Genomic DNA, 20,591 nt, shown 5'->3' on the forward strand with positions numbered 1-20,591 from the left:
TCGAAGCAACGGCGTCTCAAAACAGCGTCCCGAAAGGTGGATCCCGGCTTTCGGAAAGAGACGATGCCCTAACGCTTGCGCCCGCATAAGGGTTATCGCCGAAGCGGCGACCGTTATGGCGCATGATGCGTAGGACATGATTGCCCGGCACAGCCTGATCTATGTCGGCTCGCGCGGCTTCGCCGCCGCCCTGAACATGGCCTCCGTGGCGGTGTTCACCCGGCTCGCGCCGGTGGAGAGCTACGGCACGTACCTCTACGTCCTGTCCTGGGCGCTGGTGCTCTACGGGGCCACCTGCCAGTGGCCGAAATTCGCGTTCTTCGCCCTCTACGACGAGGCCCGCGAGCCGGCCCAGGTCGGCACCGTGGTGCGGATCCTGGGGGGCACGCTGCTGCTCGCCGGCCTCGGCAGCGCACTCGCCGCCGGGCTCGGGCTGGTCTCGGGCCCTATGGCGGCGGCGATCCTGGCGCTCGCCTTCGGCACGACCCTGTTCGAGGGCTCCACCGAGATCGCCCGCACCCGCCTCAAGGCCGGGGCCGTGGCGGCCTCGGTGATGAGCCGGGCCGTGCTGATCCTCGGTCTGGGCAGCCTGGCGCTGCACCTGTCGGCCGATCCCCTGCACCTCGCTTTTGCGGTGGCCACCGCCAACGCCCTGGCGGCGCTGCCGGCCGCGATCACCATCGCCCCGATGATGCCCGGTCGCGGCAGCCGGGCCGAGGCGCTGCGGCTGTTCGCCTATGGCTGGCCGCTGGTGCTGTCCTTCGGAACGGCGGCGCTCGCCCAGAGCCTCGACCGGCTGATCATCGCCAAGACGGTAGGGCCCGCGGGGCTCGGCGCCTACGGGGCGCTCGCCGACTTCCTGAAGCAGAGCTTCATCGTGTTCGGCGAGGCGATCGCCCTGTCGCTGATCTCCATCGCCAAGCGCGAGGCGCGGGTGGGCGGCATCGCGGCCGCCTCCGGGGTGCTGAGCGACGCCGCCCGGGCCATGACCCTGATCGCCGCCTTCGGGGCGGTGTTCTTCCTGTGCTTCGACGACCTCGTGGTCGCGGTGCTGCTGGGGCCGGACTACCGGGCGGAGGCGCGGGCGCTCGCCCCGGTGCTGATCCTGGCCAGCATCCTGATGATGTTCCGGGCCTATTATTTCGGGCAGGTGATCTACTTCACCCGCTCCAGCCGGCTGGAGGCGGCGGCGGCCTTCGCCACCCTCGCGGCGGTGGCAGCGCTCTCTCTGCTGCTGATCCCCAGGCTCGGTGCCTCCGGGGCGGCCCTCGCCTTCGCGGGCGGGCAGGCCGCGGCCTGCCTGGTGCTGGTGCTCGGCGCCTACCGGGCCGGCACCACGATGCCGGTGCCGCTCGCCGACATGGTCGGGATCGCCGGCGCCGCCCTGGTCTGCGGCGCGGTGACCGCCGGGATCGGCCTGGTGCCGGGAGGGCTGATGCCCCCCGGTCAGGTCCTGCGGCTGGTCCTGCTGGTCGCCGGGGCGGGGGCGACCGCGTGGCACTACGACGTGCTCGGCTTCGCCGGCGCGATCCGCCACCGGCTGGCGGCCTAACGGGCGCGCCATGCCGGACACCGCGACCCTTCCCGACGGCCTGACGGCAGCGGTTCGGCCCCTCGATCCGGAGGCCGCCTGGATTCCGGCCTGGCGGGCGCTCGGCGCGGAGGCCCAGATCCGCAATCCGTTCTACGAAGCGGGCTACGCGCTCGCGGCCCAAAAGGCTTTCGGCGCGGGCGTGCGCCTCTTGATCGTCGCCGACCGTCCCCCCGAGGCGCCGGGCGCGCGGCTCCTCGCCGTTTGGCCGTTCCAGGTCTCCTGGCGCCGCTGGGGCCTGCCGCTGCCGGTGCTGATGGGCTGGACCCACGGCTACGGCCCGTTCGGCGCCCCGCTCCTCGACGGCGCCGACCCGGAGGCGGCACTCGCCGCCCTGCTCGCCGCGCCGCGGGCGCTCGGCTTGCCGCCGCGATTGTACCTGCCGAACGCGCCCGCGGACGGTACATTCGCGGATCTGCTGGCCGCGCACGGAGTGCGACAGGCGGCCTACTGGCGGCATGAACGCGGGTTGCTCGACGTGACCGGCCGGTCGATGCCGGCGCGGAAGACCTATCTCGACCATCTTTCCGGCAAGCGGCGGCGCAAGCTGCGCCTCGCCCTCCAGCGCCTGGAGGCGGCAGGTCCGGTCGCGCTCGAGATCCTGGACGCCCCCGCGGCCCTCGACGGCGCCCTGGACGACCACGTCGCCCTGGAAACGGCGGGCTGGAAGGGCCGGGCCGGCACCGGCCTGGGGCAGCGGCCCGACGAGGTCGCATTCCTGCGCGCCGTCCTGGCCGATCTCGGAGCCGAGGGCCGCGTGCGCGTCGCCCGGTTGCGCCGGGACGGCCGGATCCTGGCCTCCGCGATCCTGCCGCTCACCGGCCCCGAGGCCTGGGTGCTCAAGATCGCCCACGACGAGGCCGACCCGGAGGCCGCCCCCGGGGTGCAACTCATCCACCGCCTGACCGAGGCGGTGCTGGCCGGCGAAGGGATCGACCGGATCGACTCTTGTGCCCCGCCGGATTTCGCCCTCGGCTCGACCTTCTGGACGGAGCGGCGCCCGATCGCTCACCTCTTGGTCGAGGCTACGCGCGACCCGCTCTTCCCGCTGGCCCGAACCCTGGAGCGCGCCCGCGAGCGCGTGGCGCGGGCCCGCCTCACCAGCCGAAGCGCGCGATCTGCGTGAGCCGGTCCGCAGCCGCGGGGCATCGTGTGAGGAAGTAGGGCTGTCTTCTCGCTCGCCTGAAGCGGCAAATCTCGACCCGAAACCCTTCTGATCCTATCGATGAGTGCAACGCTTCACGCGCCGTTGTTCGAGTCTTTCGCCCTGGACGCTTAAATGACTGCAAGCACCATCACGATCAGCACAGAAGCCGACGCGGCGGCCAAGATCGTCGAGGATGGGCTGAATGCGTTCAATGCGTTGCACAACGGTCCCGATCCGACGAAACCGGTGTGGTTCATCTGTCGCGACGATCAAGGAACCGTGCTGGGCGGGCTCCAAGGCTTTATCCAGTGGGATTGGTTCGCGATCGCGATGCTGTGGGTGAGGGAAGAACATCGCGGCCAAGGCATCGGAACCCGGCTATTGACCGAGGCCGAACAGGAAGCTCGCAAACGCGGATGCATTAAGTTCCGACTCGGTACGATGACGTTTCAGGCGCCGGAATTCTATAAGAGATTTGGATATGTCGAGATCGGTCGGATGGACGATTTGCCGCCGGGCCATTCCTATATCTGGATGACGAAAATCTTGCCCGCGTAAATGTGCGATCCCGGCGGCCTGCTCCGCCTCGCTGCCGCGATGCTACCGGGACAGCCTTTTGGCAGATGCCGCGACCGGCGAGCCGAGGGCGCGCAAAACAGCCTCCGGTTCCCGGGCCACTGCGTTCAGCAACGAGCGGGCCGCGGGGTCGGGCAACTTCCTGTTCTGCTCCCAGTTCCGCAGAGTTGCTACCGGGATCTGCAGGGCGCGGGCGAACGCCTCCTGCGTCAGACCCAGCCGCGCGCGCACCTCGACCGGCGCGAGGACGGGACGCGCCGGCCCGGACGGCATATCGGCGAATCCGTCCTGGGCCTTGTAGCCGCGGATATCCTCGTCGGTGGTGGCCGCGAGCTTCTCGACATCGAGATCCGCCTCGCCGGCCATGATGTCCTCTAGGCTCCTGCGCGCCATCGTTGCTGTTCCCATTTCTCGGACGGCCAAGCGGTGATGATCCAGCGATAAGGTCCCGTCGCGTCCTCGCGGTCCGTGTAGACGACGGTCCAATAACGGCGTTCGACGCGGCCGACCGCAATCATGCGGATCTCGCCATAATCGTCGCGGTCATCCTCCCACTCGACAGTTCGGCCTGCGAAGATTCGGCTCGGAACGCGGAAGCCATGGCCGCGCTCGGCGCGGACCTCCGCTTCCTTCGCGTCCGACCAGTCGAAGTCCATGTCGAAATGTACGCCCTGGGCGCAGGGCCCGCAATGCGATCACGCTGCGGTCGGACCAGGCTAAAACCGCACCCGCTGTCGTGTCTACTTCAAGGGTGAACAGGGCCCGCCTCACCAGCCGAAGCGCGCGATCTGCGTGAGCCTTGCCTGCGTCGCCGCCTCGTCACGGCCGATGCGCGCGATCCGTTCGGACAGGGCATAGCAGGTCGCGCAGAACGGCATCTGGATCACCGGAATGCCTTCGCTCCGCGCCCGGCCGACCGAGGCGATCAGGCAGGGGACGACCGGCTCGTCCGCGGGCGTGTCGAGGCAGTCGGCCCGCGGGCTGCCGAACAGCGGGCGGTTCGGCCAAGTCAGCTGGAGGGTCGTGCCGCCGCGCCGGTCCGGGGCCGGCGCCAGGGTATAGCTGCGCAGGAACAGGCCGCAGGTCAGCAGGACGAGCCCGGGCAGGATTAGGGCGGCGCGCATTGGGGCTCAATCCCCCGCATCGAAGCGGCTGCGAAAGAACACCTCGCGGCCGGCGCCGTCGATCACCCGCACGGCGTGGGCCGGCTCGCCGGAGCGCTGGGGGACCCGGGCGCGGGCGAACAGGCGCAGGGCCCGCTCCTGGGCGGTCTCCAGGCTGCCGACGCGCACCGAGATCCGCGTCTGGACCTCGTCCGCCTCGGGGCCGAGGACTTCGATATGGAAGGTCTCGCGCAACGGCACCTGCCTGATCAGGAGCGCCGGTTCGGCGCGGATGGGGGCTGAGCCCGGGTTGGATGGCGACCTCGGAGCCAAGTCCAATTGCAACGCGCGCGCGGGCGGCTCTAAGAGGGGCGCCCCCGACATAGGGGAGATTGTTCGAGGAGTCCCGTGGACCCGTTGAAGGCTGCCGCCGCGACTGCCGTCTGCCTCGTCCTGTTCTGGCTGGCCTTCCGGCTGACCCGGCGCCTCGTCGATATGGCGATTGCCGGGGGCTACGCCGAGGAGCGCCGGCGGCTGGCGGAAGAGGAGGCTGAGGCCACCGCGGACGCCGTGCCGCAGGCGTCCGCCCGTCGCGCCACCCCGGCGAGCTTGGCGGCGAAAGGCGACCCATCGTTGCAAGGCGCGCCCGCGGAGTAGGGGGGCGCCGGTGCAAACCTGTCCCCATCCAGCCGGCTAGCCGCGATCCGGTTCGAACCCGCCGGTCTGCCGCAGGGCTTCGCCGGTAATCATGGCTGCCGCGACCGCGACGTTGAGCGAGCGCAGGCCAGGCCGGATCGGCACCACCACCCTGGCATCGGCCGCCGCGTGGACGGAATCGGGCACGCCGGCCGATTCGCGCCCGACCATCACGCAATCGTCGGGGCGGAACGCGAACTCCGTGTGGGGCAGGGCGCCCGCCGTGGTGGCGAGCACGAGCCGCAGGCCGGCCTCGGCCCGCCACGCCTCGAAGGCCGCGAACGAGCGGTGCCGGGTGATCGCCACATGGTCGAGATAATCGAGGCCCGAGCGGCGCAGGTGCCGATCCGAGACGTCGAAGCCCGCCGGCTCTACGATCTCGACCGCGAGCCCGAGGCAGGCGGCCATCCGCAGCATCGTGCCGGTGTTCTGGGGGATGTCGGGTTGGTAGAGGACGAGGCGAAGCATGGGGTGAGGCTTGTGATGGGCCGGCGCCGCGCCGTCAAAGCCCCCCGCTCATGATCCGGACTACGGCCCCGGCTGGTCGATGGACAGGAGCATCGTCCCGAACAGCGTGAGGATGACGCCGATCGCGCGGTTGAACAGGATCTGGCGGCGCAGGACGTAATCGCGGACGCCCGACTTCGAGAGATACGACGAGACCAGGGCGAACCACGCCAGATGGGACAGGGATATGAACAGGCCCCAGGCGACCTGCCGGTGCAGTGAGGCGTCCGGGCCCAAAGCCTGGCTGTAGATGCTGATCACGAAGAGCGAGGTTTTGGGATTGAGCCCGTTGGTGAGCAGGCCGGTGACGACGCCCCGCGCGCTGAAGGCGGCGGGCGGTCCGGCCGCCTCCGGCTCGGCCACCCGGCGGCGCAGGACCATCGAGACGCCCATGACGATGAGGTAGGCGGCGCCCAGGATCCGGATGAGGCCGAAGGCGTGGGGGACCGTGCGCTCGATCAGCGCGAGCCCGACGATGGCGTAGGCGACGTGGAACCAGCACGCGAATGCGATCCCGGTGCTGACGGCCAAGCCCGCCTGCCGGCCGTAGAGACAGCTGTTGCGCGACACCATGGCGAAATCGGCGCCGGGGCTCAGCACGGCCAGCCAGACGACGGGAACGATCAGGGCGGCCTGCTCCATGGTGAATTCCTCAAGGCTGGCGAACCCGGCCGCGCGTCGTCGCCGACGCGCCGGTGCGCGATGTCGCTGGTGTCGAGATGAGGCGGCTGCTTCGGGACGCCGCGGTCCAGTGCATGGAAGCACAGGCCTCGGATCGAAAAAATCGCGTTGCTCTCACCGAGATCCGTGAGGAAAACTCACCGAATGAAAGCCCCGCACCCCCTACGCGAACGCCTGCCGCAACTCGGCGCGCTCCGGGTGTTCGAATCGGCCGCCCGGCATGGGAGCCTGACCCGGGCCGCGGAGGAGCTGCACGTCACCCACGGCGCCGTCAGCAAGCAGATCAAGAACCTCGAGGCGGATCTCGGCGAGGCGCTGTTCGTGCGCCGCAATCGGGGTGTGTTCCTGACGGAGCGGGGCCGCGCGCTGGCCGCCCGGCTCCAGAGCATCTTCGGCGCCCTCGAAGACGCCCTCGCCGACTTCCGCACCAAGGGCTCCGCGCAGCCCCTGGTCGTCTCCTGTGAGCCGACCCTGTGCCTGAAATTCCTGATCCCGAGCCTCGGCGCGTTCCAGCAGGACACCGGTATCGAGGTGCGGGTGCTGGCGGCCGGCGGGCGCATCGATGTCCGGCGCGACCATGTCGACCTCGCCATTCGCCGGAACGATTTTCCGATCGACGGCGCGCTCCATGCCCGGGTGATCTGCGACGAGGCGATGGGGCCGGTCTGCGCGCCGGAGGCACTCGCCGGGTTCGAGGCGGAGACGGGCCAGTTCCCGCTTCCGGCGCTCCACACACGCAGCCGGCCCGATGCCTGGACGGCCTGGACGCGCCTGAACCGCCCGGCGATCGCCTGCACCGCGGACCGGACCTACGAGCATTTCTACCTCGCCATCGAGGCGGCCCTGGCCGGGCAGGGGGTCGCCCTTGCGTCGATCCACATGGTCGAACGGGACGTGGCGGCCCGGCGCCTGTGCAGTCCGCACGGCTTCTGGCCGGACGGGACCCAATACGTCGCCCTCTCGGCACATCCGATCGCGGATGACGCGCGGGCGACCCGCTTCGTGGACTGGCTCTCCGCCCGCATGAACGCGACCCTCGCGGCCGCGATGCCGTCACTCGGCGAGTCCCAGGCCGCGGTCGCTCAGCCGGCAAAGGGGCGGGCAATCCACGGTACGCGGTAAGAATCGGCGGAACTTACGCTGCGCCAGAGCCTTAAGGCCGCGCCACCCTGTTCGCGGTTCTCCGTCCGAAAGTCCTACCCGATGCGCACTCCGCTCCTCGCCTCGGCCCTCCTGCTGGCCAGCCTCGCAACCGCCGGGGCGCAGACCGCCAGCCCAACCCCGAACGCCGGCGCGCCCGCGGCGCCGGTCCCCGGCCAGCCGGCCACCATGGCCGACAACCTGCGCCCGACCTTCGTGGCCCAGACCCCCGACGACATGGTCGCCAGCAAGCTGATCGGCGCTAACGTCACCAACGCGGCCAACGACACGATCGGGCAGATCGCCGACTTCGTCCTCGACCAGAAGGGCAGCGTGAAGGCCTGGATCATCGGCGTCGGCGGCTTCCTCGGCATCGGCTCGAAGTACGTCGCCGTCGACCCGTCGGTGATGAAGCTCGACCGGACCGACGACAAGACGCTCCAGGCCCGCATCGACACCACCAAGGACCAGCTGAAGGCCGCGCCGGAATACATCTACCTCGGCAAGGAGCCGCCGAAGGGCGCCGCGGCCGCCCCGCCCGTCGGGGAGCCCGCTGCCAAGCCCTGACATCCAAGCCCTGACTTCCAAGCCCTGACTTCGGGTCCGAGCCGAGCCGGCTTGCCTTCGCGCGCCGTTCCGTGCTGTGCCAGCCGCTGCACGGAGGTCGGAGTCGAAAAAAGATGCGCCGCGCCCTGATCCCGCTCCTCGCCTTCTGCCTCGGTCTCGTCGGCCTGACCGGGGCGGCGGTGTTCGCGTTCATGCCGGACCGGGCGCCGGTGGGCGTGCCGGGCGTCGGCGGCCCGTTCACGCTGATCGACCAGGACGGGCGCACCGTCACCGAGCGCGATTTCACGGGGGCGCCGCACCTCGTGTTCTTCGGCTTCACCCATTGCCCGGACGTGTGCCCGACGACGCTCCAGCAGGTCTCGGACGTGCTCGCCGCCCTGGGGCCGAAGGCTGCGCGCATGCGGGTCGCCTTCGTCACCGTGGATCCGGAGCGCGACGACCCGGCGAGCCTGAAGACCTACCTGTCGAGCTTCGATCCGCGCATCACCGGGCTCACCGGCAGCCCGGAGCAGATCGTCGCCACCGAGAAGGCGTACCGAGCCTATGCCCGCAAGGTGCCCGGCAAGGATGGCGACTACACGATGGAGCACACCGCGATCGTCTACGTGATGGACGCGCAGAACCGCTTCCTCGGCGCCCTGGACGTCTCGCGCCCGGCCGAGGAGACCGCGGCCCAGTTGGCGAAGAAGATCTGAGCGGCCCTAGCGCATCGTCTTGTTCCGAAAGCCGGCGGCCACCGTTCGGGACGATGCTCTACAGCGTCATCCCGGCATGGAAGCGGTCGGGGGAGAGCGGCAGCAGGAACTGCACGCCGAAGCCACCCTCGAAGTAGCGGACGAGCCGCCCAGGCGTGCTGCCCACCGTCACGGCCGCTCCGAGGGACAGCTTTGCCGAACAGGCGACCGCCACGCCCGACATCGAGATGTCGATGAGCCGGGCCTGGATCTCCCGCCCGCTCTCGACCCGCAGGGTCACCGCGGTCTGGGTCGGCACCAGGCGCTCGTGGGAGCGTCCCTCGGGCAGGCCCAGAATCTCCCGGTTGGCGAGCCAGGTCAGCTGGGAGGCGATCTTGTCCCGCTTGCGCGGCGTGGCGTTGAGCTGGACCGCGAAGCCGCCCGCGCTGTGCCGGACGATGACGCCCTCGATCCGGCCGATATGCTCCAGGTAGAGCACCACCCGCTCGCCGACCTCGCCCACAACCGCGCAGGTCAGCCGGACGCCGCCCGGCGACATGTCCACGGTCTGGCAGGGATATTCCCGGCGGTCGGCCAGCATGTAGCGGCCGAGGACCGCGACCCGCACGCGCTGGTGGCGGCGTTGGTCGGCCGCGTCGCGCCCGCGGCTGACCGCGCGGCCCGCATCCGTTCCGGCGGTGGCGTCGACCGCGATCATATTGAGATGGGCTCCGCGCCGCGACAATCGTCATCGCAGGCTAGACGCGGACTGTTACGAAAGCCTTCTCTCCGACTCAGCAATATCCGCCGCGGGACGGATTTTTCTGTCCTGCGCGGTCTTGGGAGTCGGAGTGGCCTGTACAGCCTCTTATTTGTGCTCAGTGCATACGATATATGATGACAAAATCGATGTTGAATATTTCGAATTCAAATTTTGTCGCACGGTTTTAGACCCGGCCGCCGGCATGGACGAGCAGGTGCCCCCGGCGCACCGGGCCGGGAAAACCGGCCGGTCCCCGGATCGCTGCCCGTGCCGGCGGGGCTGCCTCCACCCGGCGGCCGGGCAGGATGCGCAGGGAGGTGGTTTCCGCCTCCACGAGCGGGCGCAGGCCGATCCAATGCGGCGTGGTCTCGAGGCTTAGGGTCCCGAGCGCCCGGACCTGCATGCGCCCGCGATGGCGCAGGGGCAGGAGCAGCAGTTCCAGATCCACCGCCTCGCCGGCCGTGTTCAGGCCGCGCAGGCCCGCCACCACGCCCAGGGTATCGCTCGCCACGATGTCGACGATGCGCCACGGGTCGGGCGCCTCCGAGCCCCAGAGGCTGGCGAAGGTCGCGCCCTTCAACTCCCGGCCGTAGAGGGCGCAGACCCGCGTGCCGGCGAGCCGGACGGTGGCCGAGCGCGTGGCCATGTCGAGTTCCAGGATCAGGCTGTCGGCCAGCAGATGCCGGATCTCGCCCGGCTCGATCTCGGCGCGCTCGGGCGCGGCGCGCTCACCGCGCAGGCGCTCCCAATAGGCATGGAGCATGCGGCTCGTGGGATGTTTCATCGGAGTCCCGGATCGATACGCCTGTTGTCCGTCCCCGGATCAATCTGGCACATCCGCGGGGGAGGGGCCGGCGATCCGGGGCGATTTCAGGCTTCCGGGCGCATGCGGCGTGCCGCCCAGCGCGGGATTTTTTTGGGATTGAGACGGGCGCGAATTTGGATGCGTGGCGCAGTCCTGGCGGCGCCGGGACCGGAGCGGTGTTCGGACGCTCTCGACAGCACGACGGCACCCGAACATCACACGAAAAAGCTACACTACGTCGCCGGGACTTGCCCGATCCCCCTTGGCCCCGACATGGTGCCGGGATGGACGCCTCCCCCGAATTCCCGCGCCAGAGCCGCGTGCCCGTGTTCAACATGCCGGGGGTGGTGACGCTCTCGATCGGATTGCTGATGGCGATCCAGGCGGTGCGCGAGTTCCTGCTGCCGGACACCCTCGACATCCGGGTCGTCCTCGACCTCGCGCTGGTGCCCGCCCGCTGGACGGTATGGTTCGATCCCGGCAAGGCCGCCGAGGTGATCCAGGCCGCCGCTGGCAGCGGCGACCCGGACATGGAGGCCGCCCGCGAGGCGTTTGCCCGCTACATCACCTCCGAGCACGCGCTGCAGCCCTGGACGCTGGGCACCTACGCCCTGCTGCACGGCTCCTGGACGCACGTGATCTTCAACAGCGTCTGGCTGGCCGCCTTCGGGTCGCCGGTGGCCCGGCGCTGCGGCGCCTGGCGCTACGTTCTGCTTGGGCTGGCCGGGACGGTGGCCGGCGGCGTGCTGCACGTGCTGATCGACCCCCTGAGCGCGGGGCCCCTGGTCGGCGCCTCGGCGGGGATCTCGGCCCTGATGGCGGCCGCCGCCCGCTTCGTGTTCCAGCCGCCCGTCTCCGGCTATGCCGGGCCGCCCTGGCAATTGCCGCCGCACCGTCCGGTCGAGACGATCCCCGAGCTTCTGCGCAACCGGACGGCGGTGGCCTTCCTGGCGATCTGGCTCGCCACCAACCTGCTGTTCGGCCTCGTGAGCGTGCCGCTGGTGGGCGAGAACGCCGCCATCGCGTGGGACGCGCATCTCGGCGGTTTCATCGCGGGCTTCCTGTTGTTCCCGCTCCTGGATCGGCGCGAGGCGGCGCGAGGCTAGCACCTTGCCAACGCGGCGGTTCGGTCACACACTCGCCATAATGTGAACGAGCCGGGGCCTACCCGGACGACAGCGTAAAAGGCGCCGCGGCTGACGGCGCATGCACCGCGTCACAGGGAGAGAGCCATGACCGTCGCACGCATCCTCGCCGAGAAGGGTAGCTCCGTCGTCACCGTGAGCCCCGACAAGACCCTCGAAGAGGTGATCCAGATCCTGGCCGAGAAGCGGATCGGTGCGCTCGTGGTCGCCCATCCCGACGGCTCGGTGGCCGGCATCATCTCCGAGCGCGACATCATGCGGGCGCTGGCCCGCCACGGGGGCGCGACCTTCGACGCCCCGGTCTCGGACCACATGACCACCCAGGTCACGACCTGCGGCCGCAGCAGCACCATCGAGGAGGTGATGGGCCTGATGACCGAAGGGCGCTTCCGCCACGTCCCGGTCTGCGAGGACGGCCGCCTCATCGGCCTGGTCTCGATCGGCGACGTGGTGGCGCGCCGCATCGCCACCGTGGTGGCCGAGCACCAGGCCCTGCGCGACTACATCACCATGGCGTAGGCCCTGCGCCGGCCGGGCGTCGCCCTCACGCCTTCGCGGGGTCGAGGGTGACGTGCCAGAGGTCGGTATCGGCCGCGTCCTTGAGGGTGACGGTCATCTGCTCGGTGGCCCCGTCCACCGCCACGTGGCCGAAGAACTGGTATCCGGCGGCCGGGGAGAGGTTCACCTGGCCCTTGTCGGGGGCCTTCACGTAGCGCAGCTGCGGCCCGAACGTGTTGTCCAGGGCGTTGGGGCCGTAGGTGCCGGCGTGGAGCGGCCCGGAGACGAACTCCCAGAACGGGTCGAAATCCTGGAACTGCGCCTTGTTGGGATCGTAGTAGTGGGCGGCCGTGTAGTGCACGTCCGCCGTCAGCCAGACCGTGTTGCGGATCTTGGCCTGCTTGATGAACCGCAGCAGGTCGGCGATCTCCAGCTCGCGCCCCAGTGGCGGCCCGTCGCCCTGCGCCACTGCCTCCGAGCCGAAATCCCGGTCGACGTCGTAGGTCACCACGAGGCCCAGCGGCATGTCGGCGGCGATCACCTTCCAGGTCGCGCGCGATTCGGTGAGCGCCCGCTTCAGCCACGCGATCTGCTGCGGCCCGAGGAAATACGCGTCGGGGCCGTATGCGGTCTGCCGGTTCTCGCCGTTCGGGCCCCGGTAGGAGCGCATGTCGAGCATGAACACGTCGACCAGCGGGCCGTAGGCGATCTTGCGGTAGACCCGGCCGGGCTCGGCCGGCTCGAAGCGCATCGGCATGTATTCATGGAAGGCGCGGGCCGCGCGCAACTGCATCGAGAGCACGTTCGGGTCGGCGTATTTCTTCTTCAGGTGCTCGGCCCGGGTGAGCGGCTCGCCCGGCCACCAGTTATTGGTGACCTCGTGGTCGTCCCACTGCGCCAGGATCGGCACCGAGGCGTTCATCGCCAGCACGTTCCGGTCGGTGAGGTTGTACTTGTGGCGGCCGCGGAACTCGGCGAGCGTTTCGGCGGGCTTCGACACCTCCTCGGTGACGCGGTTGCGCCAGAGGCTGCCGTCCGGGAGCTTCACCTCGGCCTGGATCGGCCCGTCGGCATAGATCGTGTCGCCGGAATGGATGAAGAAGTCCGGCCGGTTCTTGAGGATCGCGGAGTAGATCGTCATGCCGCCGCGGGCCTCGTCGATGCCCCAGCCCTGGCCGACCGTGTCGCCCGACCAGCAGAACGAGACCGAGCGCCTGTCCGCCGGCGCGGTGCGGAACCGGCCGACCTGCGCGGGGCCGACGATGGTGGGGGCCGCGACATCCTGGAGCCGGACCCGGTAGAACACGTCCTGGCCCGGGGGCAGGCCGGTCAGCGCCACCTTCACGGTGCCGTCGCTCTCGGGCAGCGCGTCCGCGAAGACCCCGCCGCGGATCTCGGAAAAACTCTCGGTGGTGGCCCACTCGATGATCGCCCGCGCCGGCCGGTCGGACCGCGCCCAGACCACCGCCGAATCGGTGCCGACATCGCCGGATTGGAGGCCGTGGCTGAGGAGCGGCCGGTCGGCGGCCCGGCTCAGGCCGGGACGGGCCAGACCGGTGGCCATGCCGACGAGGCTGGCGCCTCCGGAGAGAAGGATCTGGCGGCGGCTCGCGTACATTGGAAGCCCTCTAGGTCGATGCGGGCCCATCGCAACCGGTCGCGACAACCGCGTGACGATCCTGGCGCGAGGCCGATCGCGAGGAGGTTTAGGCTCGTGCGGCGGCGCCGTTCACGACGGCACGGATGCGGGGCAGGGCCGCCCGGGCCGCCCGGTAGCCGATCTCAATCCCCTCGGCAGCCTTGTGGAAGTCGAACAGGCCGAAGCTGGCGACATCGGGCCCGATGGCGACGTCCGGCGGGTCGCGCTCCAGCCGCGCCCGGGAGATCCGGTCCTGGGTGATGTTGAAGGCGCCGAGCACCACCCGGGCGATGCCCGGGACCGGAATCTCGGGCTCCTGCCGCTCGAAGCCCGGCAGCCGCTCGCGGATCACCTGGAGGAAGCTGCGGCGCGGGGCCGGCGTCGGCACCTCGTGCACCACCGGGCCGCCGGTATCGCCGTTGAGGTTCACACAGATCACGAGGTCGGCCCCCAGGGAACGGGCGAGCGCCACCGGGACCGGGTTGACCAGGGTCCCGTCCATCAGCACGCGGCCCTCGTGGGTCACGGGTGGGAACAGGCCGGGAATCGCGTAGGAGGCGCGCACCGCCTCGACCGTCGGGCCCGCGGTGAGGCTCACCTCCAGGCCGCTGCCGAATTCGGTGGCGACGCAGCCGAAGCGGATCGGCAGGCTCTCGATCCGGCGCGTGCCGAGATCGGCGAACAGCCGCTGGCGCAGGCGGTTGCCGGCGATCAGCCCGGAACCGGGAAAGCGCGGATCGATCAGCCGGACCACCCGGCGCCGGGTCAGCTCACGGGCGAAGGTCTCCAGCCGGTCGAGGCGCCCCGCGGCGTAGCAGGCGCCGACCACGGCGCCGATCGAGCAGCCCGCGACCACGGTGGGATGGATGCCCCCTTCCTCGAGGGCGCGGATCACCCCGATATGGGCCCAGCCCCGGGCCGAGCCGCCGCCGAGGGCCAAGCCGATGCGCGGGCCTGCGCTCGGCAGCGGCCGGATCGGCTCGACGGTGCCGGGGAGGAAATGGGGGACGGCCGGACACGCTTGCCATTGCAGGGCAAGGGACGCGCTCATGTCCCGGCCGGCTCCAGGGTGACAGCGCCATCCGCCCCGCGGACGACGCGGCGGTAGAAGCAGGCCCGGCGGCCGGTGTGGCAGCAGCCGCCATCGCCGCCGACCTCCACGCGGATCAGCAGCGCGTCCTGGTCGCAATCCACCCGCATCTCGACGACGCGTTGGATCTGCCCGCTGGTCGCGCCCTTGTGCCAGAGTTCCTGCCGGGACCGCGACCAGTACCAGGCCTCCCCGGTGGCGATGGTCCGGGCCAGCGATTCGGCGTTCATGTGGGCGAGCATCAGCACCCGCCCGTCATGGGCGTCGACCGCGATGCAGGCGACCAGCCCGTCCCGGTCGAAGCGCGGGGTGAAGGCCGTACCTTCCTCGACCTCGGCCCGGGTGCCGGGGGGAGCGAAAGCGCTATCGCTTGCGGTCATGGCGGCGGAAGCTGATCCGGTGGAGCTTGAGTCGAGGCTAGTGGGTGTAGGCTGATCGATGAAAGCCGCGTGACGGTGGCGGCCTGGTCGAGCCCTCGGTTACTTCGTGCCGCCCCGCACCAGGGTGAGGAAGCGAACCTGCTCGTTGGCGTCGTCCTTGAACACGCCGCGGAACTGGCTGGTGATGGTCGAGACGCCGGCCTTCTGAACGCCGCGCATCGCCATGCAGAGATGCTCGGCCTCCACCATCACGGCGACGCCGCGGGGCTTGAGGATGCTCTCGATCACGTCGGTGATCTGGGCGGTCATCGTCTCCTGCGTCTGCAGGCGGCGCGCGAAGGTATCGACCACGCGGGCGAGCTTCGAGAGCCCGACGACGCCGCGGGTCGGATAATAGGCGATGTGGGCGAGCCCCATGAACGGCACCATGTGGTGCTCGCAATGGGAGTAGAACGGGATGTCGCGCACCAGCACGATGTCCGAGTAGCCCTCGACCTCTTCGAACACCCGGGCCAGCAGGGCTTCGGCATCCATGTCGTAGCCGCCGAACAGCTGCTCGTAGGCCTTTGTGACCCGGGCCGGGGTATCGCGCAGGCCCTCGCGGGCCGGATCGTCGCCAGCCCAGCGCAGGAGCGTGCGCACCGCGGCCTCGGCCTCGGCGCGGCTCGGGCGGCCGGTCTCGATGCCCTCGGGCACGCGGGTGGCGGAGGCGGGCTCCGGCGCGACCTCGACCGCAGCGGGGCGGCCGTCATCGACCGGTCGGTTGTCGTTGCGCATACCCGTCAGACTCTGTCCCAGATCTCGCCCATCGAGGCCGCCACGGTCCAGACCGTTTCCCTCGCCCCGGTAGGACAGCGATTTAAGCGCGGCATCCATGGCATCTCCGGCCCGCGCCACACGGGACTTCATCGTGGTGCTATCAGGCTTGGCATACATCGTCGGATCGCGTCGGGCTGTGAGGGAGATCCCGGGCTCGAAACGGTTTCGAGCCGGCGCCCCGGTTACGTGAGCCTTGGGAACTACCTTGGCCGTGGGCGCGACCCTGGTCGACGAGCCGCCTCCTCGCGAAGCGACCGTATGCGGCCTATATCATTGTTCGCGCGGCAACACGCAATGCACGCGTCGCGCGGCAGACTCCCGATGGGCAAAAGCCGATCGGATGACGCACCCGGCTGAGGCCCCGATGCTCGACGACATCTATAACCGCCGTATCCTCGAACTGGCCGCCGACATCCCGCTTCTGGGGCGCCTGGAACGGCCCGATGCCAGCGCCACCGCGCATTCCCGCCTGTGCGGCTCCACCGTGACCGTCGACCTCGTGCTCGGCGAGGACGGCCGGGTGGCCGATTTCGCCCAGGAGGTCCGGGCCTGCGCCCTCGGGCAGGCCTCCTCGTCGCTGATGGGCCGCCACGTGGTCGGCGCAACCGAGGACGAGCTGCGCGGCGTCCGCGAGACCATGCGGGCGATGCTGAAGGCCAACGGCCCGGCCCCCGGCGGGGATTGGGCGGACCTCGCGGTCCTGGAACCGGTGCGGGACTTCAAGGCGCGCCACGCCTCGACCCTGCTGACCTTCGACGCGGTGGTCGACGCCCTCGACCAGATCGCCGCCAAACGTCAGGCTGCCGCGTAGAGCCCGATGGTCCGGCGCGCGGCGCATTGGGCGATTCGCGCCTACCAGCTCACCCTGTCGGGCCTGATCGGCCGCCAGTGCCGCCACTGGCCGAGCTGCTCCGAGTACACCGACCAGGCCATCGCCCGGCACGGGCTCTGGCCGGGGAGCTGGATGGGATTCGCGCGGATCTGCCGCTGCGGTCCGTTCGGCACCCACGGCATCGATCTCGTGCCGGACCGTCTGCCGGCGGGCGCCGCCTGGTACCGCCCCTGGACCTATGCCCGCTGGCGCGGCGTCGAGGCCCCGCCGTCGCCTTTCGCCTGCGAGGCGGTGGGAGAGGCGCCGGCCGAGCTCAGCCCGGTTCAGGACAGGGCCGGGTTACAAGATTGAAGAAAGATTTTCTGAAAAATACCCCGCCTTCCCAAAGTCTTTTTCATAACCTCCGCGATGCAGGCAACGGCCCCATAAGTCACCGTGTCATTCGGGGCTGCGCAGGGCCCCCCGATCGGACGCGCCCTGGCAACCGATCACGCCCATTCCGGTTGTCCCTCCAGACAGCCCGGCCCGACCGTGGCTGAGCGCCAATCCAGAGTGTGCGAACCATGTCCACCGAGTTCAGAGGCAAGACGCATATCGACATCTTCGACCGGGCCATGCGCGAGGAATGGGCCCAGCGCTTCGGCGTCAGCGAGGAGCGGCTTCGCAAGGCCGTGACCATGGTGGGGAGCCGGATCACCAGCGTCGCCGCCTATCTCGACAAGCCGGTCTCCTGATGAAGACGACGGCGTCGGACCCCGAACCCGACCTAGGATCCTCCCCGGAGCCCGTCGCTCCGGGGAGCGGCCCTCGTCCGCCTCCGAACCGGTCCGAGGACAGGACCGCGCCGGATGCGATTCCGTTCGAGGAGATCCGGGAGCGCGCCTACGAATTGTGGGAGCGCAACCACCGGCCCGAAGGGTTCGAGATCGAGTTCTGGCTGCTGGCCGAGCGGGAACTGCGCAAGGAGCGCAACCGCAGGAAGGCCGACGCGGCGCCGCCTGCCCCGGCCGCCGATCCCGAAACGCATTAGGACCCTCGACGGCTGGCTCGGCCTTTGCGAGACCCTGCGGCACGAGCATGTCGACAGGCGAGGGCCGGGCGGGATGAGACCGAGATCCGTTTCACACCGGCTTCGCCGCCCTGCAGGGCCGAAGCGCGCTCCAGGCTCCGGAACGAACGGGAGCCCGGCGTGGATCCTCTCGCTCTGACCCGCCGGAGCTTCGCCGGGCTCGGCCTCGGAAGCGCGGCTGCCGCGGCGAGCGCACGCGGCGCACTGGCCCAGGCGGGGCCGAGCGGCACCGGCGCTCAGCCCGGAGCGCTCGCCGTCGCCCCGACCTCCCAGGCCGGTCTCGGCCCGCGGCTGACCCTGCACGCCATCGACAATGCCCATGGCACGCCCGGCGCCGGTCTGGTCTGCGACCTGTCGATCCGCGACGGCGATGTCTATCGGCCGATCAAGACGGTCACCACCCAGGCCAATGGCCGCCCGGCCGAACCGCTCCTGGTCGACGACGCGCTGAAGCCCGGCCGCTACGAGCTGCTGCTGCATGTCGAGGCGTATTTCGCGGCGCTCGGCGTGACGCTCCCGAGCCCGAACTTTCTGGGCCTCGTGCCGATCCGCTTCCAGATCCGCGATGCGCGCCAGCGCTACCACCTGCCGGTGCTGTTCACGCCCTGGGGCTATTCCTACTATCGCGGCAGCTGAGCCCAGCCTGACTGGGATTTCTCGATCCATGGCCGGCATCTCGACCCATGTCCTCGACACCGATCGCGGCCGCCCCGCCGCCGGGGTGCGCATCGACTTCTCGGTCCTGGACGGCGAGACGTGGCGGCTGGTGAAGAGCGTGGTCACCAACGCGGACGGGCGCACCGACGCGCCGATCCTGCCGGCGAGCGAGGCGAGGACCGGCCAGTACGAGCTGGTCTTCCACGTCGGCGACTATTTCCGGCAGCGCCCGGGGACCGACGAGGCCGACATCTTCATCGACGACCCGGTGGTGCGCTTCGCGATCTTCGACGCCAAGCAGCACTTTCACGTGCCAATGCTGTGCGCGCCCGCGAGCTTCACCACCTATCGCGGCAGCTGAGGCCGTGCCCGATCTCGCCGCACTCAACCGGATGGAGGCGCAGGCTTTCGTAGCGCTGCTGGGCGGCGTGTTCGAGCACGCCCCCTGGGTAGCGGAGGCCGCTTGGCCGCACCGGCCCTTCGCCAGCGTCGGCGCTCTCCACGACGCGATGATGCGGGCGGTGCGGCACGCCCCGGCGGAGCGGCGCCGGGTCTTTCTCAACAACCACCCGGAACTCGCCGGCCCGGAGGCCCGGGCCCGCAGCCTGACGGCGGATTCGGCGAACGAGCAGGGCAGCGCCGGCCTCGACCGCATCCCGGCAGCGGAAGCCGCGGCCTTCGACCGGCTGAACGCAGACTATCGGGCGCGGTTCGGCTTCCCGTTCATCATCGCGGTACGCGGGCGGAGCCGGGCCGAGATCTTGGCCGCCTTCGAGGCACGTCTGATCCGCGACCCGGCCGTCGAGGAGGCGACCGCCCTGGAGGAGATCGCCCAGATCACCCGCATGCGCCTGGACGGGCTGGTCGCGGACTGAGCCTCAGGCTGCGGCCGCCGCCTTGGCCTCGACCAGGGCCGCCTCGAAGCTGGTGAACGCCGTGGTCGCCTCGTCCCAGGCCTGGGCGCGGATGTGCTTGGCCAGGGCCGCGGCGAACTCCCGAGCCCGGGTCAGGGCCGATTCCACGGCGGCCGGCCGGCTCGGATCGGCCGGGATGCCCACCGGCGGCGTGTCCACCGAGCGCATCCCCACCAGGGTCGCCGCCATGGCCCGGCGCCAAGCGGCGCAATCGGCCGGGATGCGGGCGAGCCGCATCGCCGCGTCGTCCCCGGCCTGCCGGTCGAGCAGGGTACGGCCGAGATCCTCGATCCGGTCGAGCTGACCCAGGGCGTCGCCGATCTCCCGGCGGCCCTTGTCGGTGCCCTCGGCGATCCGGCCGACGCTCCGGGCGATCTCGCCGGTGGCCTGGATCTGCTGGCTCATGATCTCGGAGGCTTCGCGCATCTGCGCCGCCACGGTGGCGACGGCGCCGCTCTCCGCCTCGACCCGAACATTGGCGCGCACCATGGCGGCGGCGCCGGTCTCGACGGCGCTGCGGCTGCGCGTGACGGCCGCCTGCATCGCCGCCATCTCTTCGCGTAATCCGCCGAGCCGGGCGCGGATCTCGTCGGTTGCCTTCGCAGTTTGTGCGGAGAGCATCTTCACTTCCGCCGCAACGACGGCGAAGCCGCGGCCGGCCTCGCCGGCCCGGGCGGCCTCGATCGTCGCGTTGAGCGCCAGCAGGTTGGTCTGGGCCGAGATCGCCGCGATGGTCCCAGCCATCTCCTCGATCCTCAGGGCGGCGGCGGAGAAACTGTCGAGCCGGCTGCCGATCTCCTCGGTGCCCTGCTCGATCCCGCGCATGCCGTCGCTGGCGCGCTGGAGGTCGTCGACGCAGGTGACGATGCCGGTGCGGGCGGCCTCGGCGGTCTCGGCCGCCGAGGAGGAGCGGGCCGCGATCTCGCTGGTGCTGGCAGCGAGTTCCTCACTGGCGGCGGCGATCAACCGGGCCTGCTCGGCGGTGCCGGAGGCGTCGTGCGTCATCCAGCCGATCGAGGTGCCGGCATCCGAGGCCGCGGCCGACAGGCGCGCCAGGAGCGTCATCAATTCGCGATCGGGCGCGGCCTGCGGAACCGGGGCCACGGGGGTCGGGACGGGCGAGGCGATCTGGGCATCGGCCGTCGCCGCGGTCCCGACCGTATCCAGGGCCGGGCGCTTGCGGCGCAAACTCAACATGCGGAGGCTCCTGCGAAGGTCGATTCGGGAGCCATATTCGCACGGAACCTTCAACCGAAGATGAAGGATAACCATCCCTTATTGGAATTGGACGAGGGCGT

29 protein-coding genes are annotated in these 20,591 nt (G+C 70.4%); 16 read left to right on the forward strand and 13 right to left on the reverse strand.

Features of this window, described 5'->3' with window-relative positions; all coding sequences use genetic code 11:
- The first annotated feature begins 136 nt into the window (after positions 1-136).
- From BM228_RS06240 to BM228_RS06250, 3 genes are all read left to right on the forward strand, one after another.
- Complete coding sequence (locus BM228_RS06240; protein WP_092038194.1) at positions 137-1,552, forward strand: lipopolysaccharide biosynthesis protein; 1,416 nt, start codon at positions 137-139, stop codon at positions 1,550-1,552.
- A 10-nt stretch (positions 1,553-1,562) separates the two neighbouring features.
- Positions 1,563-2,717: a GNAT family N-acetyltransferase gene (locus tag BM228_RS06245; RefSeq protein WP_092038196.1), complete on the forward strand. Its 1,155-nt coding sequence runs from the start codon at positions 1,563-1,565 to the stop codon at positions 2,715-2,717.
- 153 nt (positions 2,718-2,870) lie between these two features.
- The gene (locus tag BM228_RS06250) at positions 2,871-3,296 is read left to right on the forward strand and encodes a GNAT family N-acetyltransferase (RefSeq protein ID WP_092038198.1); all 426 of its coding nucleotides are present in this window, start codon (positions 2,871-2,873) and stop codon (positions 3,294-3,296) included.
- A 42-nt stretch (positions 3,297-3,338) separates the two neighbouring features.
- Here BM228_RS06250 and BM228_RS06255 read toward each other — a convergent pair whose 3' ends face one another.
- The 4 genes from BM228_RS06255 to BM228_RS06270 form a co-directional block, all read right to left on the reverse strand.
- On the reverse strand, positions 3,339-3,707 hold the full coding sequence (locus BM228_RS06255) for a helix-turn-helix domain-containing protein (protein ID WP_244537038.1): 369 nt from the start codon (positions 3,705-3,707) through the stop codon (positions 3,339-3,341).
- Positions 3,689-3,970, reverse strand: coding sequence for a BrnT family toxin (locus BM228_RS06260; protein ID WP_092038202.1), 282 nt, complete (start codon positions 3,968-3,970; stop codon positions 3,689-3,691). The genes BM228_RS06255 and BM228_RS06260 overlap by 19 nt, the downstream gene beginning before the upstream one ends.
- Before the next feature lie 111 nt (positions 3,971-4,081).
- The gene (locus tag BM228_RS06265) at positions 4,082-4,438 is read right to left on the reverse strand and encodes a hypothetical protein (protein ID WP_092038204.1); all 357 of its coding nucleotides are present in this window, start codon (positions 4,436-4,438) and stop codon (positions 4,082-4,084) included.
- Between the two features lie 6 nt (positions 4,439-4,444).
- Positions 4,445-4,672: a hypothetical protein gene (locus tag BM228_RS06270; RefSeq protein WP_092038341.1), complete on the reverse strand. Its 228-nt coding sequence runs from the start codon at positions 4,670-4,672 to the stop codon at positions 4,445-4,447.
- 153 nt (positions 4,673-4,825) lie between these two features.
- Here BM228_RS06270 and BM228_RS06275 point away from each other — a divergent pair, with 153 nt between their 5' ends.
- The gene (locus BM228_RS06275) at positions 4,826-5,074 is read left to right on the forward strand and encodes a hypothetical protein (protein ID WP_092038206.1); all 249 of its coding nucleotides are present in this window, start codon (positions 4,826-4,828) and stop codon (positions 5,072-5,074) included.
- Positions 5,075-5,110: 36 nt separating this feature from the next.
- Here the strand turns inward: BM228_RS06275 and BM228_RS06280 are convergent, their stop codons facing one another.
- Positions 5,111-5,581, reverse strand: a complete 471-nt coding sequence (locus BM228_RS06280) for a tRNA (cytidine(34)-2'-O)-methyltransferase (protein WP_092038208.1) — start codon at positions 5,579-5,581, stop codon at positions 5,111-5,113.
- A gap of 60 nt (positions 5,582-5,641) precedes the next feature.
- The gene (locus BM228_RS06285; protein ID WP_092038210.1) at positions 5,642-6,262 is read right to left on the reverse strand and encodes a LysE family translocator; all 621 of its coding nucleotides are present in this window, start codon (positions 6,260-6,262) and stop codon (positions 5,642-5,644) included.
- A 183-nt stretch (positions 6,263-6,445) separates the two neighbouring features.
- Between BM228_RS06285 and BM228_RS06290 the strand changes: the two genes are divergently transcribed.
- From BM228_RS06290 to BM228_RS06300, 3 genes are all read left to right on the forward strand, one after another.
- A complete protein-coding gene (locus tag BM228_RS06290) occupies positions 6,446-7,423 on the forward strand; it encodes a LysR family transcriptional regulator (protein ID WP_092038212.1) in 978 nt (325 codons plus the stop codon).
- An 81-nt stretch (positions 7,424-7,504) separates the two neighbouring features.
- The gene (locus tag BM228_RS06295; RefSeq protein ID WP_092038214.1) at positions 7,505-8,008 is read left to right on the forward strand and encodes a PRC-barrel domain-containing protein; all 504 of its coding nucleotides are present in this window, start codon (positions 7,505-7,507) and stop codon (positions 8,006-8,008) included.
- Between the two features lie 113 nt (positions 8,009-8,121).
- Positions 8,122-8,703 carry an SCO family protein gene (locus BM228_RS06300; protein WP_092038216.1) on the forward strand — a complete coding sequence of 194 codons (582 nt, stop codon included), beginning with the start codon at positions 8,122-8,124 and terminating at the stop codon, positions 8,701-8,703.
- 58 nt (positions 8,704-8,761) lie between these two features.
- Here the strand turns inward: BM228_RS06300 and BM228_RS06305 are convergent, their stop codons facing one another.
- Together BM228_RS06305 and BM228_RS06310 are read right to left on the reverse strand one after the other, a co-directional pair.
- Complete coding sequence (locus BM228_RS06305) at positions 8,762-9,400, reverse strand: PilZ domain-containing protein (RefSeq protein ID WP_092038218.1); 639 nt, start codon at positions 9,398-9,400, stop codon at positions 8,762-8,764.
- Between the two features lie 229 nt (positions 9,401-9,629).
- The gene (locus BM228_RS06310; RefSeq protein ID WP_092038220.1) at positions 9,630-10,229 is read right to left on the reverse strand and encodes a PAS domain-containing protein; all 600 of its coding nucleotides are present in this window, start codon (positions 10,227-10,229) and stop codon (positions 9,630-9,632) included.
- A gap of 305 nt (positions 10,230-10,534) precedes the next feature.
- Between BM228_RS06310 and BM228_RS06315 the strand changes: the two genes are divergently transcribed.
- Complete coding sequence (locus tag BM228_RS06315) at positions 10,535-11,356, forward strand: rhomboid family intramembrane serine protease (protein ID WP_092038222.1); 822 nt, start codon at positions 10,535-10,537, stop codon at positions 11,354-11,356.
- A gap of 126 nt (positions 11,357-11,482) precedes the next feature.
- On the forward strand, positions 11,483-11,914 hold the full coding sequence (locus BM228_RS06320) for a CBS domain-containing protein (RefSeq protein WP_092038224.1): 432 nt from the start codon (positions 11,483-11,485) through the stop codon (positions 11,912-11,914).
- Between the two features lie 25 nt (positions 11,915-11,939).
- On the opposite strand, the gene BM228_RS06325 is transcribed toward BM228_RS06320, so the two are convergent.
- From BM228_RS06325 to folE, 4 genes are all read right to left on the reverse strand, one after another.
- The gene (locus BM228_RS06325) at positions 11,940-13,511 is read right to left on the reverse strand and encodes an alkaline phosphatase D family protein (protein ID WP_092038226.1); all 1,572 of its coding nucleotides are present in this window, start codon (positions 13,509-13,511) and stop codon (positions 11,940-11,942) included.
- A gap of 88 nt (positions 13,512-13,599) precedes the next feature.
- On the reverse strand, positions 13,600-14,583 hold the full coding sequence (locus BM228_RS06330) for a patatin-like phospholipase family protein (RefSeq protein ID WP_092038228.1): 984 nt from the start codon (positions 14,581-14,583) through the stop codon (positions 13,600-13,602).
- Entirely contained in the window at positions 14,580-15,002 is a 423-nt protein-coding gene (gene hisI / locus BM228_RS06335) for a phosphoribosyl-AMP cyclohydrolase (RefSeq protein ID WP_092038230.1), read from the reverse strand. Before hisI ends, BM228_RS06330 begins: the two co-directional genes overlap by 4 nt.
- A 99-nt stretch (positions 15,003-15,101) precedes the next feature.
- Complete coding sequence (gene folE / locus BM228_RS06340; protein WP_483128193.1) at positions 15,102-15,878, reverse strand: GTP cyclohydrolase I FolE; 777 nt, start codon at positions 15,876-15,878, stop codon at positions 15,102-15,104.
- Between the two features lie 307 nt (positions 15,879-16,185).
- Here folE and BM228_RS06345 point away from each other — a divergent pair, with 307 nt between their 5' ends.
- The 7 genes from BM228_RS06345 (at position 16,186) to uraD (ending at position 19,254) form a co-directional block, all read left to right on the forward strand.
- Positions 16,186-16,632 carry an iron-sulfur cluster assembly scaffold protein gene (locus BM228_RS06345; protein WP_092038343.1) on the forward strand — a complete coding sequence of 149 codons (447 nt, stop codon included), beginning with the start codon at positions 16,186-16,188 and terminating at the stop codon, positions 16,630-16,632.
- Between the two features lie 6 nt (positions 16,633-16,638).
- Positions 16,639-17,004: a membrane protein insertion efficiency factor YidD gene (gene yidD / locus BM228_RS06350; RefSeq protein ID WP_092038234.1), complete on the forward strand. Its 366-nt coding sequence runs from the start codon at positions 16,639-16,641 to the stop codon at positions 17,002-17,004.
- A gap of 212 nt (positions 17,005-17,216) precedes the next feature.
- Positions 17,217-17,387 (forward strand): DUF3606 domain-containing protein, encoded by a 171-nt coding sequence (locus BM228_RS06355; RefSeq protein ID WP_092038236.1) that lies wholly within the window; start codon positions 17,217-17,219, stop codon positions 17,385-17,387.
- Positions 17,387-17,683 (forward strand): DUF2934 domain-containing protein, encoded by a 297-nt coding sequence (locus tag BM228_RS35995; RefSeq protein WP_342030167.1) that lies wholly within the window; start codon positions 17,387-17,389, stop codon positions 17,681-17,683. Before BM228_RS06355 ends, BM228_RS35995 begins: the two co-directional genes overlap by 1 nt.
- A gap of 159 nt (positions 17,684-17,842) precedes the next feature.
- The gene (gene uraH, locus BM228_RS06365) at positions 17,843-18,358 is read left to right on the forward strand and encodes a hydroxyisourate hydrolase (protein WP_092038237.1); all 516 of its coding nucleotides are present in this window, start codon (positions 17,843-17,845) and stop codon (positions 18,356-18,358) included.
- Between the two features lie 28 nt (positions 18,359-18,386).
- Positions 18,387-18,740, forward strand: a complete 354-nt coding sequence (gene uraH / locus BM228_RS06370) for a hydroxyisourate hydrolase (protein WP_092038239.1) — start codon at positions 18,387-18,389, stop codon at positions 18,738-18,740.
- Positions 18,741-18,744: 4 nt separating this feature from the next.
- Positions 18,745-19,254: a 2-oxo-4-hydroxy-4-carboxy-5-ureidoimidazoline decarboxylase gene (uraD, locus tag BM228_RS06375; RefSeq protein ID WP_092038241.1), complete on the forward strand. Its 510-nt coding sequence runs from the start codon at positions 18,745-18,747 to the stop codon at positions 19,252-19,254.
- Between the two features lie 3 nt (positions 19,255-19,257).
- Here uraD and BM228_RS06380 read toward each other — a convergent pair whose 3' ends face one another.
- Positions 19,258-20,490 carry a methyl-accepting chemotaxis protein gene (locus BM228_RS06380; RefSeq protein ID WP_092038243.1) on the reverse strand — a complete coding sequence of 411 codons (1,233 nt, stop codon included), beginning with the start codon at positions 20,488-20,490 and terminating at the stop codon, positions 19,258-19,260.
- Positions 20,491-20,591: the final 101 nt, after the last annotated feature.

This window comes from Methylobacterium pseudosasicola (assembly GCF_900114535.1).
Classification (GTDB): Bacteria; Pseudomonadota; Alphaproteobacteria; order Rhizobiales; family Beijerinckiaceae; genus Methylobacterium; species Methylobacterium pseudosasicola.